The organism is Microbacterium sp. SCN 69-37, from assembly GCF_001724435.1.
Taxonomy (GTDB): Bacteria; Actinomycetota; Actinomycetes; order Actinomycetales; family Microbacteriaceae; genus Microbacterium; species Microbacterium laevaniformans.
Genome location: NZ_MEEL01000057.1, coordinates 1 through 13,926, shown reverse-complemented (window position 1 = coordinate 13,926; position 13,926 = coordinate 1). Strand labels below are relative to the sequence as shown.

Genomic DNA, 13,926 nt, shown 5'->3' with positions numbered 1-13,926 from the left:
TCGGACGGTGAGCGTAGGAACTTCCATCCTGGAAGACCTCGACCCCTATCCCGACAGCGACGCGGCCCGGACGTCTACACCGTCAACTGCGAAGAGCCCACAATCGACGATGTGCGAGCAGGCGACATCGAGCCTCACGAAACTCGCTCCAACTGCTCACGCACAACCTCGGCGAGTCTGGCCGACTCCGCGAACTGGATATCGAGCTCCCCGCGCAGGCGCGCGAGCTTCTCCTCAATCTGCTCGCCGTCGGCTTCCGCCTCGGCGGCACCGACATAGCGGCCCGGAGTCAGTGCATAATCAGCGGCCTTGATCTGAGCGAGCGTGGCCGAGTAGCAGAACCCCGGAACGTCGGCGTACTCGTCGGGCGCAGCATCCGATTCGACGCCCCGCCACGTGTGGAACGTTCCCGCGATCCGAGCGATGTCCTCGTACGACAGCGCACGCTCGGCGCGGTCGACCATGTGGCCGAGGTTGCGGGCGTCGATGAAGAGCACCTCGCCGGCGCGCTTGCCCTTGTCCTTCGCGAAGAACCAGACGCACACCGGGATGCCGGTCGACCGGAACAGCTGGGTCGGCAGCGCGACCATGCAGGAGACGAGGTCGGCTTCGACGATCTCGGCGCGGATCTGGCCCTCACCACCCGAGTTCGACGACATCGAGCCGTTGGCCATCACGACGCCGGCCTGACCGCCGGGTGCCAGCTTCGACAGGATGTGCTGGATCCACGCGTAGTTCGCGTTGCCCGCCGGCGGCACGCCGAATCGCCAGCGCGGGTCGGACTCGTTGCGTGCCCAGTCTTTGATGTTGAACGGTGGGTTCGCCATGACGAAGTCGGCCTGCAGGTCGGGGTGCAAGTCGCGGGCGAACGTGTCGCCCCAGCGGGGGCCGAGGTTGCCGGTGAGCCCGTGGATGGCGAGGTTCATCCTCGCCATGCGCCACGTGCGCTCGTTCAGCTCTTGCCCGTAGACCGAGATGTCGGATCCTTCGCCGTGGTGGGCGTCTCGATGTCGGCGAGCGCGCGTCGGAGCGGTGCGATCGTGCGCGGGGCGACGCGACGGAACATCCACCGCTTCCACGATCCCGGCCCGGCGGGCGCCCCGGCGATGTCTGCGGCAACGATCTCAGGCACGAGACCACCGGGATCAACGGTGGTGATGCGCAACACGCGGGCCGGGGAGGCAACGACTTTCGAGCCGTCGGTGTCGACCCACGCGGCGGCGGAGGGGCTGGTGCGGAAGATCACATCGCCGGGGCGGGTCAGCTGCGCCGAAGGGTGCCGGGTCGCGAACGCGAGGTGCTCGACGCGGTTGCGGCCGATCGACCCGAGTTCGTCAAGATCGGATGCGGTCACGACGATGAGTCCTTCTGGGCCCAGCAGGTCAGGGTCGAGGCGGGTGCCTTGAACCCTCCTCAAGTGCCCGGCATTGATGAGTTCCTCCACGGACGTGGCGCGCGGGACGTCGTGCGGATCGGGCACGAACTCGATCGGCTCGATGTCGGAGCGAACCGCCTCGGCCGCGATGTCGAGGAGGGCAGGAAGTTCTGCCGCGTCCTCGGTCGCAGTTGCACGCTGTCGCGTCGCCGATGCCACCAGGGAGCCGCTTCGTGCCTGGAGCGACGTCGTGCGCACAAAGGCCGCGAACCGGAACTGATGCGCGCGCAGGGCCCGACCAGCGCCCATGCCCGCCATCAGGTCCGAGATCAGGTCGGCGCGCGTCGCGGGGGTGAGCTTCACGCCGGTGAGATCTGCGACCGCGGTGATTCGCTGCGCGGGTGCAACCTCGACTGTTGGCTCCCCGAGTATCCAGAGGGCGAGGGATTCGCGCACCGCACTGTCGACGAGCCCGGCTGGCAGACGTGCGATGCCTCGCACACGGCCGGAGCGAAGGATGTCTGCGCGCGCTTGCTCTTCGGTGGGCGACAACGGGTCGACGAGCGCCCGCGCGGGGCCGATGACAACCGCCGCATCCGCGCTCCGCAGCGAAAGAGAGACGTCGTCCACCGCTCGCAAGATGGCGACCCCGTCCTCGCCGCGACCAGAAGGAACGCGGACGACGAAAACCGAGCGGCGGGCCGGGTCGGCTTCGTCGGCGACCCAATGATCATCGACGAGCAACTGGCGTCGCACGTGGCGAGACTCCGCGCCGACCGGCACAACGATGTCCACATCGTCGCCGAGCCGGCGCGCGACCGACGAGGACAGCGCGGCGTCCCTCGCATCCAGTGTCACCGTGGTGTCCTGACCGGCGAGGGCGAGCGTGGCGTCGACGACCAGGGCGATCGCGTCGGCGACGAGCGGTCCAGCCGATCCCGCAACCCGGTCCGAAGCGGCGTGGCGGCGGGCGACAAGCGCCAGCGCGGCCGACGGCGAGTACGCCGCGTCGACGAGGCGGGTGGCGTAGGAGAGCCACGGCGCTCCCCGGTCCACGTGAGCGAAGATCTCACGCCGCAGCAAGCGATCGTCAGGGTCCGCGGCGTCGGCAGCCTCTTTGACCTCTGAAGGCGTGAGTTCGGCAAGCTCGTCGACCTGCGCACACAGAGCGATGAGTGCCTGCAGTTCGGCGACAGAGGCCGCGTCGGAGAAGGAGAAGTCGGCTGGAGCTGCAGCCGCCGCCGCGTCCCCACGCGCCTCCGGATTGTTGCCATGTCCGGTGCGCACGAGCCAGTCGGCGACCTGATCGGCCTCGAAACAGGCCCGGCCGCCCTCGACGTTGATCGCCCGCGGGAAAGGATCCGGCGACGACGCGAACCTCGACCGCCACATCGATGCCACGGGTCGCTGCACACCGGCCAGCCGGGCGACGCCGGCCAGGTCGATGAGGAGCGAAGGCGCTGTGGACATGGGGCCAACCTACTCCGCACCAGGAATTACTGCCGTCTCATGGCGATAAGGCGGCTTATCACAGGCCTGTTCTTTCCCGACACGGTTCTGTTCCACGATCTGTTTGGCGGCATCACGTCGCTGTCGCAGGCGGGGCGTTGCGGGGGGCCGCCCCGTCTGCGGGTTCCACCTCCCGCCCCTGGAGATGCTCATGACCCCCATCACACCGGCAGGCGGCGGCGCGACCGACGTCGTCGCGGACGCGGTCTCGTTCCTTGTCTCCGACCGCGCGTCGCGCACGACCGAAGCATCACTCGATGTGAGCGGAGGAAGCACCATCGGCGGCCGACGATCCGGAACCGGTACGGTCGCGCTGCGCTAGTAGTCGCCGTCGAGCTCACCGACCCCGTGAGCGTCGCCCCGCGCTGGGATAGATCGACCGCTCGTCGCGCTGAGGAGATCACCCTGACCTTCACCACCGTCCTCATAGGCTGGAAGCCATGAGTCTCATCGACCCGAAAGCCGCGGCCGCCGAAAGGGATCGAAAGCTCGTCGGCTCGCCACGGGCACTGACGGCCACCCTCCTCTGGGGGCTCGCCGGCTTCGCCGCCGCGACGGTCATCGGCTTCGGCATCGGCGGTTTCTTCGACCAGGTGCGCATCGTGTCGCTCAACAGCGTGTTCAGCACCTGGGACGGCGGCATCCTCGTCGCCGTCCGCTCGACGGCGCTGCCGGTGGGCATCATCGGCAGCATCATCACGATGGGCGCCTACTCGGCGTGGAACCACCGCTACACGGGCCGACGCACGTACTACGCCTTCCTCGGCCCGGCATCGATCGTCCTCCTCGGCCTCGCGACCGGCGTGCTCCTCTCGCTGCCGATGTGGGCGGCGCCGGATGCCGTTGGCGTCGCCGTCGACCCCGTCTTCCACGAGGACGAGGCCTGGGGCGTCGGTGCGTGGATCATGTACACCGGTATCTGGTGGCTGCCGGGCATCTTCATCGCCCTGGGTCTCACCAGCATCATCGGCCGCGTGCGCGCCCAGCGCTTCCGCCGGCGCAACACCGACCTGGCCGCCGAACTCCTCGCCAGCGGCCGCCTCGTCGACGCGGAGGTCACCTCGTCGCCGCTGTTGTCGGCGGAGGCCATGACCGCCTCGCGCGCGGCCGTCTCCCTCACGTTCGCGTTCGACGACGGGCAGGGTGCACGGCGCTGGGTGACGTGCCTCGCCCTCCTGCCGCCACGCGAAGTACCCGCCGAGGGCGAGACGCGTCCGCTCGTGTTCGACCCCCGCACGCCCTCCGACGTGAAGCGGATCTTCGTCTCTCCGACGGGAGACCTCGAGCCCTCGGCGTTCGTCGCCGTGCGCGCCGCCTGAGTCGGACACCGACGCCGACGCGCCTGGTACCTTTCCCCGTGCCGCGCACCGCGCGGGGGCGGGTGATCGGGGATCGTCGCGGTCGAGACAGGACGACCCCAGAGGCACGCCCGTCAGAGACAGGTATCGACGACGGTCTGATCGTCGAGCACGGCGACGATCCGCTCGGCCAGCGGCCAGTACGGGGCGTAGTGCGTCGGATCGCGATTGATCTGCACCCGATGGGCGACCTCCGTGGGCGCCGTCGCCGACCGCTCGGGCTCGGGCACCTTCTCGACCATGGCGCGGTAGAACAGGCTCGCCGCCGTGTAGGGATCGAGCCGCTGCTCCCGCGTTCCCCAGCCGTCCTGCTGCTGGAAGAGACCGATCGAGGTCGTGCGTGAGCCGTCGGGGTTGGTCACCCCGCTCGTCTCCCAATCGCCGTAGTCGATGTTCTGCAGACTCGACTCGCCCAGCGCCGTCATCACCGCGATCGTCTGGTCGCGCACAGGCAGTCCGGCATCGCGGCCGGCCGCCACGATGCTGCGTGCGTTGTCGAGCTGCTGCCGCCCGAATCCCTCGGCCTCCGCGCAGACGGCGGCATGGCGCACGGCCTGCCCGATCGCCACCCCCGCCACGCCCAGCCCGATGGCGAGCACGGCCACCACCGCCAAGGCGACCGCCCGGCGACGACGCAGCTGCCGCCGCCGTCGGGCGCTGAGCACCGGACGACGGCGAACGGATCGACGCCTCGCCGAGCCGCCGCGGCCGGATGTCGAGGAGCGCGAGGTCACCGCGGCATCCTGTCACGCGCGACTATCCGTCACCCGAACGTCGGCTGATCACCGGCCGGAGGGCACCCGACGATGGGGATGACGCCGCCTCAGCCGATCGGCTCCACGGCGTCGCGCACGCGGCGCCCGGCGGCGCGCACGGCGCCGATGGATGCCGCGATCACCAGGACGATTCCCACGATCTCCAGCCACGCGAGATGCTGTCCGAGCAGTGCCCAGCCGGCCAGCGCCGCGACTGCCGGGGCGAGCGACATCAGAATGGCGAACGCCGCCGCCGGTAGGCGCCGCAGCGCGATCAGCTCGAACGCGTACGGCAGCGTCGACGACAGCAGGGCGACCGCGGCGCCGAGCGCGAGCATCTCCGGCCGCAGCAGCGCTGCGCCCGCCTGGACGATGCCGAACGGCAGCGACACCACGGCGCCGATCGCCATCGCGATGGCCAGCCCGTCCAGGCGCGGGAACGCGGCACCCACGCGCGCCGACGCGAGAATGTAGATCGCCCAGCTCGCCGCGGCGCCGAGGGCGCACAGCACGCCGAGGAGGTCGAGTCGATCCCATCCGCCGCCGGCCAGGGCGACGACGCCGATGAGTGCGACGCCGGCCCACAGCCAGGACGAACGACGGCGCCCGGCGATGATCGACAGCGCGAGCGGGCCGAGCACCTCGATCGTGACCGTCACTCCCAGCGGCAGACGTTGCAGCGCGAGGTAGAACAGCCCGTTCATCGTGCCCAGGACGACGCCGAACACGATGACGTCGCGCCACGCGTTCGCCCCGTGACCGCGCAGCCGTGGCCGCGCGACGGCCAGAAGGATCAGCGCGGAGAACGCGAGGCGCAGCATCACCATGCCCAGGGCGCCGACGTGCGGGAACAGCGTGACCGCGATCGCGGCGCCGCCCTCCTGACACACCAGTCCGGCGACGACGAGGCCGACCGCGGCCGGTGCTCCAGATGCGGGGGTGCGCGCGGCGCTCACGCGGCGCTCATCGGCAGCTCACACCGTGCTCGATCTCACGGGATCGGGCATACCGCGGCGGCCGTCACCTGCGCGGCCATGTCCTCCGCCGTCCACGGCAGCCCCGCCTGCGGGGCGGTGCGTCCCGAAGCCGCCGGCGCCTTCGACGCGATGGCCGCGAGCTCCCACGCGAGACTGCGGACGAGGTCGCTCGACGCCCGCGAGTTGTTCAACGTGACGACGACGCTCATCCCAGTCGTGCTGTCGGCGAACGCGGCCGTCAACGCACCGGGGACCGAGCCGTACTGCCCGACGAGGCTGCCGGCCTGGTACGCCCCACCACGCGCGGTGAACCACGACGGACCGTTCGCCACCGCCGGCAGCGGGTTCTCGAAGCGGCCCGGCGCGTCGTAGGGACGGAGCCCCATCGCCAGCGCCTGCACGTATCGACCCGTGTCGGCGAGATCGCTGATGACACCGGATGCCGTGAAGCCGGCACTCGACGACAAGCCGACCACCGGGGTGGGAGCGGTGCACGCCGCGCTGCCATCGGCCGCGGTGCCCGTCCACAGGCCGTCCAGCTCGGCGGTGCCGTTGTCGGGCAGCGATGTGGAGGTCATCCCGTTCGGACCGAACACGTACTGCTGATAGAGCTGCGACGCGGTCTTGCCGGTCGCGCGCTCGAGGGCGAAGCCCAGCAGCACGTACCCGGTGTCGGAGTCGGCGAACACGGTTCCGGGCTGGGCGGTCAGTCCGCGCGACATCCCGAAGGCCATCAGCTCCCGCGGCGTCCAGACACGGGAGGGAGTGGCGCGTATGCGCGCGTCGATGCTCGGATCGTGCGGACCGATCCCCGACGTCGAGTCGCAGAGCTGACCGAGCGTCAGGCCGTCCCGAGCGCCCTGGTCCCCCAGGCCCGTCACATATTTGCCGACCGGATCATCCAGCGAGACCACGCCGTCGTGGACGAGCCCGTAGAGCACGTCGCAGGTCATCGACCGCGTCACCGCACCGGCGTGGAAGGTCATGGCGTCGTTCACCGCGGCGCCGCCGGGAGCGACCGTGCCGACGCCCGCGTCCCAGACACCCGCCCACGGAACACGCACGCCTACGATCGCAGCCGAAGCCCCCGAGGCCGCCACCGCACGCTCGACGGCCGTCTGCAACTGGGCCTGCACATCGCCGCCGATGGCGGCATCCACCTGATCCGGCAGTGGCAGCGCTACCGTGTCGGTCGACGAGCACGCGGCCAGCGCGATCGCCACCGCGAGCGTGCCGGCTACCGCCGCAAGACGCCGCGATCGACGAAAAGCCCGCATCCTCACCCCCTGGTCAGTCCCTTCAGCGTAGATCACGATGCGCAGACGACCCGACGCCGTGACGCTCCTGTGACGAATCCGTCGCGGGAGCCATTGCGCCGGCGCAGACCCGTGGCACCGCGCACACCCGCCCCTAAGGTGGGTGCCATGGCGCACACCTTCGACGACGACACTCTGACCGGCGTTCTCGGCCACATGAACGACGACCACTCCGACGACAACCTGCTCATCGCGCGGGCGTTCGCGCCCGAGGTCGACGTCGTGGCATCAGAGATGGTCACGTTCGACGGCGCGGCCGGTCAGTGGCACGTCACGCTCGCCGACGGCGGCGAGGACGTCATCCGCGTCTCCTGGCCCGGAGGGCAGATCAGCGAGCGTCGGGACGTGCGCCGCGAGATCGTCGCGCTGTACGACGAGGCGTGTGCACGACTGGGGATCACTCCGCGCCCGCACGGATGACCACAGGGGCCGTCCGGCCGCCCAGCGATCCCGCAGACAACCTTCAGTTTAGGTGAGCCTTAGTTTCAGATACACTGACGGTTGTGACCGAGCCGATCCCGTTCTCCACCGCCCTGCGCGAGCGTTCGCGCACCGCCCACTCCGGCAGCGAGCACGCCGGGTTCATGGACGACCTCATGCGCGGTCGCGGCACGCGCGACGACTACGTCGCGCTCGTCGCCCAGCACTGGTTCATCTACGACGCCCTCGAGGCCGCCGCCGACGCGATGCGCGATGACCCGGTCGCCGCGCCCTTCATCAGCGAGAAGCTCACGCGCCTGCCCGCCATCGAGGCGGATCTCGCCTTCCTCATCGGCGACGACTGGCGCGAACGCATCGCGCCGCTTCCGACGACCCGCCGCTACGTCGAGCGCATCCGCGAGGTGGGCACGACCTGGCCGGGCGGCTTCGTGGCCCATCACTACACCCGCTACCTCGGCGACCTCTCCGGGGGCCTGTTCATCGGAAAGCTCATGGCGCGCCAGTTCGGCTTCGAGACGAACGGCATCGGCTTCTACCTCTTCGACCAGATCGCCGACCCCGCCGCTTTCAAGGATGTCTATCGCGAGCAGCTCGACGCCGTCGCATGGGATGCCGAGGAGCGCGAGCGCGTCATCGATGAGGTGCTGGCCGCGTACCAGTTCAACACCGACCTCTTCGTCGATCTCGCCACCGCCAAGGCCGCCGCCGCGGCATCCGCCTGACCCGCGTTTCGACTCCTCGCGGGCCGGTCAGAAGCCCGCGGCGCGGACCCCGGCCATGAACCGGCGGACGTCGGCATCCACGAGGATGTCGCTCGGGCGCAGCGGGCGCGACAGGTAGAGGCCGTCGAGCGAGGTCAACCGCGACAGCGCCACGTACGTCTGCCCGGGTGCGAACGCTCCCGAGCCCAGGTCGATGACGGCGCGGTCGTACGTCTTGCCCTGCGACTTGTGGATCGTCACCGCCCAGGCCAGTCGCAGCGGGAACTGCGTGAACTCCGCGACGATCTCGCGGGTGAGCTTTCGCGAGCCCGGGTCGTACGCGTAGCGGAACCTCTCCCAGACGGCCGGCTCGACGTCGACCTCTTCACCGTCCAGCTCGACCCGCACCGTCCCCCCGGCGATGCGCGTGACGGTGCCGATCGAGCCGTTCACCCAGCGCGGGCCGTCGCCGCGACCGCCCACATCGTTGCGGAGGAACATGACCTGCGCGCCCACCTTGAGCTGCAGCTCGGTGTCGGCGGGGTACGACGCCTCGCCCCGCCCGAAGTCGCCGCTGACGTCGGCGCGCGCCGTCTGCACCGCGCCCGGCAGGGCGTCGAGGTGGCGCTGGTTGATGCGCGACACGATGTCGTTGCGGGTCGCCAGGGTGATGATGGGAGGCTCGCCCTCGACCGGTTCGGGCACCGGGCGGGCACCCGCGGCGTTCAGCATGCCCGCGATCTCGGCGGTCACCACCCCGTGGCGGACGGCGTTGAGCATCGCCTTGAAGCCGTCGTCGGACTGGCGGTGGATCTGGCGCAGTTCGCGGATGTGCAGGGGCGCCCCGACGCGGCCGAGATCGAGCAGCCCGTCGGAGCGGATCGCCGAGCCGTCCGTCGAGGGGCCCGCCCACACCTGGGCGTCGAAGAACCAGAACGAGCGGTAATGGTCCTGGATGTAGCGCAGCTCATCGCCGCGCGGCGGCACGGGCGAGAGCTGGTAGGGGTCGCCGAACATGATGATCTGCACGCCGCCGAACGGCTCCGAGCGCCGGCCCCGCGCTTGGCGGAGCGAGCGGTCGATGGCATCCATCAGGTCGGCGTTGACCATCGACACCTCATCGATGACGAGGGTGTCGATCGCCTTGAGCACCCGCCGCGCGGGTTCGGACTGCTCCAGCTCGCTGTCGGCGATGAGGCCGATCGGCAACCGGAAGAGGGAGTGGATCGTCTGCCCCTCGACGTTCAGGGCAGCCACCCCCGTCGGGGCGCAGACGGCGATCTGCTTCTCGGTGTTCCAGGCGACGTGCTGCAGGAGAGTGGACTTGCCGGTGCCCGCGCGCCCGGTCACGAAAACGTGCTCCCGCGTGTCCTCGATGAGGCGGAAGAGCTCCTCCTGCTCGGCGGAGAGGGAGGGGATGCTCACCGGATCCATGCTAGCCATCAGGAAGGGTTTCCTAGACTGGAGCTGTGGACGGGGTGGTGGGTGAGCAGGCGCGCGCCGCAGAGGCGGGTACGGATGCCGCGACGCGCCGTTCCCCGGCCCGTCGCGGAAGCCGCCGACTAGCGTTCGACCTGACCGCCCTGTCGGTCGTCGGTCTGCTCCTGGTGGGCGCGATCGGGGCGGCGACCGCCACGGTGTACCGCGATCTGTACAGCCCCGGCGCCTTCGTCACGCGCTATCTCGATCTGCTCAGCCAGGGGCGCGTCCCCGAAGCCCTCGCCCTGCCCGGCGTGCCGATCGCATCCTCCGATCTCACGGATGCCGGGCTTCCCACCGATGCGAGCGAAGCCCTCCTGCGCCGCGCGGCGCTTGCCCCGCTCAGCGACATCCGTGTGGTGGGCGAGCAGGAATCCGACGGGGTCGAGCTCGTGACGGTGTCGTACCACGCCGGCCCGCACGCCGGCACGTCCACGTTCCGCGTGGAGCGGGCGGGGTGGGTCGGACTGGCACCGACCTGGCGATTCGCGCAGAGCCCGCTGGCGGTGATCGATCTGACCCTGCGCGGTGCCACCGCCTTCTCCGTGAACGGGTTCGCGGTCGACACCCGACAGGTCTCGCCCAACGGCACGAACGCCGATCCGCTGACCCCGGTCGCGCTGCTCGTGTTCTCGCCCGGCCTCTACTCGATCTCGGTCGACACCCCGGTCTCCTCCAGCCCGGGCGTGGCGGTTCTGTCCGATACGCCGCAGGCCGAGGTGCCCGTGGACATCCAGACCCAGCCGACCTCCACCTTCGTCGATGTCGTGCAGGAGCGCGTCGAGTCGTTCCTCACCGCCTGCACGACCCAGCAGGTGCTGCAGCCCACCGGGTGCCCGTTCGGGCTGCAGGTGCGCAACCGCATCCTCGAGCCCCCGGTGTGGTCCATGGTCGACCAGCCCAAGATCTCCCTGCAGCCCGACGGCGCCGGGTGGTCGATCGTCCCCGCGAATGCCGCGGCGCACGTGGTCGTCGACATCAAATCGATCTTCGACGGCTCGGTGACCCACGTCGACGAGGACGTGCCGTTCCGGGTCGGCGGCACGATCACGATGCTCCCCGACGGGACCGCCTCTATCCAGGTGCAGTCCGGCGGCTGAGCCCGACGGGGCTGCCGCCGTCAGCGTGTGAGGCGGGCTTCCCGTGCGTCCCGGGCCGCGAGCTGCGCGAGCTGCGCGTTGTAGGCCTCCAGCTCGGCATCCCCCGTCCGATCCGCATGACGATCGCCGCGACGCTGGGCACGCTCATCGGTGCGACTCCACTGGATCGCCACCGTGATCGCCAGAATCAGGGTCGGGATCTCGCCGATCGACCACGCGATGCCGCCCCCGGTGTACTGGTCCACCAGCGGGGCCTCCCCCCACGTGCGCCCCATCGAGCCGAACCATTCGGCCACGAACAGTCCCGACGACATCATGATCGAAATGCCGAAGAACGCGTGCATCGCCATCACACCGATCAGCGTGAGCAGCCGGAACGGGTAGGGGTAGCGCAACGGCACGGGGTCGATGCCGACGAGTGACTGCACGAACAGGTAGCCCGAGATGAGGAAGTGGGCGACCATCCACTCGTGTCCCAGGTGGTCGTAGAGCGTCCAGCGGAAGAGGTCGGTGTAGTAGAACGCCCAGAGCGATCCGACGAACATCGCCGCCGCGAACAGCGGGTGGGTGACCACGCGGGCGAACGGCGTGTGCACCGCCCACAGGATCCACTCACGCCCCCCACGCGAGCCGTCGTCGCGCTTGGCGATGGCCCGGGAGGCCAGAGTGACGGGGGCGCCGAAGACGAGCATCATCGGAATGGCCATCGTCAGCAGCATGTGGCCCATCATGTGCATGCTGAACAGATAGTCCTGATAGGCGTTGATCGGACCGCTCGTCACCCAGAGCAGGGAGAGCATGCCCAGCACCCACAGCAGCGTGCGGTAGATCGGCCAGCGATCGCCCCGGCGGTGCAGACGCCACGCACCGGCGAGGTAGAAGAAGAGGCCGAAGCCGACGGCGAACGCCCACAGGATGTCGATGTCCCACTGCGTGAACCAGCGCGAGATGGTCAGTTCGGGGGGCAGGGGCACCTCGGTGAGGATCTCCGCCGGCGTCTTGACGTCGGGAAGGCGCGTGTCGACCGGCGGCGGCGTGCGCGACAGCGCCACCGCCGCTCCGCTGGCGATGCCCATGAAGACGATCTCGAGCGTCACCAGACCCCAGAACCGCCGCGACGAGCGCTCTGCGCTCGGCTTCTCGTCACGCTGAATGCGGGAGATGAGCCCGGTGCGGTACCGCGCGCCGAGCGCCCCCATCAGCAGCAGGGCGACCACCTTCACGCCGAGCAGGACCCCGTAGGCGGACAGCAGGTACTTGGGCTCGACGATGCCGACGGCCGCGCGCGCGACCCCCGAGAGCGAGACGACGACGAAGGCCACCAGGGCGATGCTCGAGTACCGCGCGAGGGCGTCGCCCAGCTCGGCGCCGCGCAGCTGGGGTCGCAGCACCGTGAGCAGCAGCAGGCCGCCGAGCCATGCGGCGGCGGCGATGATGTGCAGCGCGAGTGCGGAGACGGCGATGTTGTGGCCGGCGTCGTCGCCGGAGTGGCCCTGCGTCGCCATCGGCACGAGGCTGGCGATGGCCAGCGCGGCGACGAACAAGGTCGAGATCCATCCGCGGACGGCGAAGGTGAGCACCGTGAGCGCCGCTCCGGCAAGGGTGGTCAGCGCCCAGGCGCGCCCCGGGTCGGTCGACACGAGAAAGCGCCCCAGCTGGCCGCCGAACTCGGCACCCGCGTTCGGGGTGGCGTTGAAGATGTTGACGAACGTGAAGAAGGCGGTGAACCCGCTTGCGACGGTGAAGAGGGCGGCCGAGATGGATGCCACGTCCAGCGCCGTGTCGAAGGGGCGCTCCCCGGCGCGCAGCGCGAAAAGCGCGAGTACGAGGGATCCGATCATGCCCGCCGCCGACAGGTTCACGCCGAGGGTGACGATCGGCAGCCCCCAGCGCACGACCGGTCCGGCGTCGCCGACGAGCAGCGGGGCGGCGCCCCCACCGTACAGGAGCCCGAGCACGAGGGCGACGAGGGCGGCCGCGACGAGGATCGCCGGGCCCACGAAACGCATCACACGGGTCGGGATCACCCGTCCAGCCTACGCGGCGCCGGACACGCCGAAGGGGGGATGCCGAGCGGCATCCCCCCTCGTGAAGGGCCGTACTTACTTGACGGCGGCCTTGAGCTTGGAGCCCGCGGTGACCTTGACGCGCTTGCCGGCGGCGATCTTGATCTCCTCGCCCGTCTGCGGGTTGCGGCCCGTGCGCGCGGCGGTGGCGACCTGCTCGAACGACAGGAAGCCGGGGATCGTGACCTTCTCGCCCTTGGCGACGGCCTCGGAGACAGCCGAGAACAGGCCGTCGACGACGCGGCCGACGGTGGCCTGGCTCTCGCCGGTGGCGCTGGCGATGCTTGCGACGAGCTCAGTCTTGGTGATAGCCATTGGGGTTGTCCTCCAGACGGCAGCGGATGCCGCCTTCAGTGAGATCGGACCGGACGGCGAACGCCCGGTTTGGTCGATGGGACCGCACCCGAATATACCTACGATCCCCGGAAATCCGCGGATTTACGCCCCCCTGAGGTCATCTTCCCCGGCGTGTCGGCATCGAATGGTGACGGATGAGGCTGGTGTGACCGCGGCATCCGCCTGCTGCTCGGCCCCGGACGGGAACGCAGAAGGCCCGCCCCTGACGGGACGGGCCTTCGAGACGTGTGCGTCGGTGCTTACCAGCTCGACTTGGTCACACCGGGCAGCTCGCCCTTGTGCGCCATGTCGCGGAAGCGGACACGCGAGATGCCGAACTTCGACAGGTAGCCGCGGGGGCGACCGTCGATGGCGTCGCGGCCACGCAGGCGCACGGGCGACGCGTTGCGGGGCAGCTTCTGCAGGCCGACGCGGGCGGCCTCGCGGGCCTCGTCGGTCGCGTTCGGGTCGACGAGGGTCTTCTTCAGCTCGGCACGCTTCTCGGCGTAACGG

The 13,926-nt window shown here is 70.1% G+C and carries 12 protein-coding genes and 1 pseudogene; 4 read left to right on the top strand and 9 right to left on the bottom strand.

The window, feature by feature from the left end; all coding sequences use genetic code 11:
- Window positions 1–134: 134 nt before the first annotated feature.
- Window positions 135–1,001, bottom strand: a pseudogene (locus ABS64_RS14015) (N-6 DNA methylase); the annotation flags it as partial.
- Window positions 953–2,845 (bottom strand): hypothetical protein, encoded by a 1,893-nt coding sequence (locus ABS64_RS14010; protein ID WP_292684322.1) that lies wholly within the window; start codon window positions 2,843–2,845, stop codon window positions 953–955. The gene ABS64_RS14010 and the pseudogene ABS64_RS14015, both read right to left, overlap by 49 nt.
- Before the next feature lie 479 nt (window positions 2,846–3,324).
- Between ABS64_RS14010 and ABS64_RS14005 the strand changes: the two genes are divergently transcribed.
- Window positions 3,325–4,203 (top strand): hypothetical protein, encoded by an 879-nt coding sequence (locus tag ABS64_RS14005; RefSeq protein ID WP_288119204.1) that lies wholly within the window; start codon window positions 3,325–3,327, stop codon window positions 4,201–4,203.
- A gap of 113 nt (window positions 4,204–4,316) precedes the next feature.
- Here ABS64_RS14005 and ABS64_RS14000 read toward each other — a convergent pair whose 3' ends face one another.
- From ABS64_RS14000 to ABS64_RS13990, 3 genes are all read right to left on the bottom strand, one after another.
- Window positions 4,317–4,976, bottom strand: coding sequence for a peptidase M23 (locus tag ABS64_RS14000; RefSeq protein WP_288119205.1), 660 nt, complete (start codon window positions 4,974–4,976; stop codon window positions 4,317–4,319).
- Window positions 4,977–5,065: 89 nt separating this feature from the next.
- On the bottom strand, window positions 5,066–5,953 hold the full coding sequence (locus ABS64_RS13995) for an EamA family transporter (RefSeq protein WP_288119206.1): 888 nt from the start codon (window positions 5,951–5,953) through the stop codon (window positions 5,066–5,068).
- Window positions 5,954–5,988: 35 nt separating this feature from the next.
- On the bottom strand, window positions 5,989–7,251 hold the full coding sequence (locus ABS64_RS13990; RefSeq protein ID WP_288119208.1) for a serine hydrolase domain-containing protein: 1,263 nt from the start codon (window positions 7,249–7,251) through the stop codon (window positions 5,989–5,991).
- A gap of 147 nt (window positions 7,252–7,398) precedes the next feature.
- On the opposite strand from ABS64_RS13990, the gene ABS64_RS13985 reads away from it, so the two are divergent.
- Both ABS64_RS13985 and ABS64_RS13980 read left to right on the top strand, forming a co-directional pair.
- Window positions 7,399–7,710 (top strand): DUF2470 domain-containing protein, encoded by a 312-nt coding sequence (locus ABS64_RS13985; RefSeq protein ID WP_292684319.1) that lies wholly within the window; start codon window positions 7,399–7,401, stop codon window positions 7,708–7,710.
- An 83-nt stretch (window positions 7,711–7,793) separates the two neighbouring features.
- Window positions 7,794–8,453 carry a biliverdin-producing heme oxygenase gene (locus tag ABS64_RS13980; RefSeq protein WP_036287866.1) on the top strand — a complete coding sequence of 220 codons (660 nt, stop codon included), beginning with the start codon at window positions 7,794–7,796 and terminating at the stop codon, window positions 8,451–8,453.
- Window positions 8,454–8,480: 27 nt separating this feature from the next.
- Here the strand turns inward: ABS64_RS13980 and ABS64_RS13975 are convergent, their stop codons facing one another.
- Window positions 8,481–9,857 (bottom strand): AAA family ATPase, encoded by a 1,377-nt coding sequence (locus ABS64_RS13975; RefSeq protein WP_231477166.1) that lies wholly within the window; start codon window positions 9,855–9,857, stop codon window positions 8,481–8,483.
- Window positions 9,858–9,913: 56 nt separating this feature from the next.
- Here ABS64_RS13975 and ABS64_RS13970 point away from each other — a divergent pair, with 56 nt between their 5' ends.
- Window positions 9,914–11,011, top strand: a complete 1,098-nt coding sequence (locus ABS64_RS13970; RefSeq protein WP_288119213.1) for a hypothetical protein — start codon at window positions 9,914–9,916, stop codon at window positions 11,009–11,011.
- 20 nt (window positions 11,012–11,031) lie between these two features.
- On the opposite strand, the gene ABS64_RS13965 is transcribed toward ABS64_RS13970, so the two are convergent.
- From ABS64_RS13965 to rpsN, 3 genes are all read right to left on the bottom strand, one after another.
- Window positions 11,032–13,020 carry a cytochrome c oxidase assembly protein gene (locus ABS64_RS13965; protein ID WP_292684324.1) on the bottom strand — a complete coding sequence of 663 codons (1,989 nt, stop codon included), beginning with the start codon at window positions 13,018–13,020 and terminating at the stop codon, window positions 11,032–11,034.
- A 93-nt stretch (window positions 13,021–13,113) separates the two neighbouring features.
- On the bottom strand, window positions 13,114–13,392 hold the full coding sequence (locus ABS64_RS13960; protein ID WP_005051774.1) for an HU family DNA-binding protein: 279 nt from the start codon (window positions 13,390–13,392) through the stop codon (window positions 13,114–13,116).
- A gap of 281 nt (window positions 13,393–13,673) precedes the next feature.
- A partial coding sequence (gene rpsN, locus ABS64_RS13955; RefSeq protein WP_292684311.1) for a 30S ribosomal protein S14 occupies window positions 13,674–13,926 on the bottom strand: 253 nt, incomplete at its 5' end.

Excerpts from the sequence above, each read along its gene's own strand:
- ABS64_RS13965 (WP_292684324.1), bottom strand. The coding sequence starts at position 13,020 with ATGCGTTTCGTGGGCCCGGCGATCCTCGTCGCGGCCGCCCTCGTCGCC.
- ABS64_RS13990 (WP_288119208.1), bottom strand. The coding sequence starts at position 7,251 with ATGCGGGCTTTTCGTCGATCGCGGCGTCTTGCGGCGGTAGCCGGCACG.
- ABS64_RS13985 (WP_292684319.1), top strand. The coding sequence starts at position 7,399 with ATGGCGCACACCTTCGACGACGACACTCTGACCGGCGTTCTCGGCCAC.
- ABS64_RS14010 (WP_292684322.1), bottom strand. The coding sequence starts at position 2,845 with ATGTCCACAGCGCCTTCGCTCCTCATCGACCTGGCCGGCGTCGCCCGG.
- ABS64_RS13960 (WP_005051774.1), bottom strand. The coding sequence starts at position 13,392 with ATGGCTATCACCAAGACTGAGCTCGTCGCAAGCATCGCCAGCGCCACC.
- ABS64_RS14005 (WP_288119204.1), top strand. The coding sequence starts at position 3,325 with ATGAGTCTCATCGACCCGAAAGCCGCGGCCGCCGAAAGGGATCGAAAG.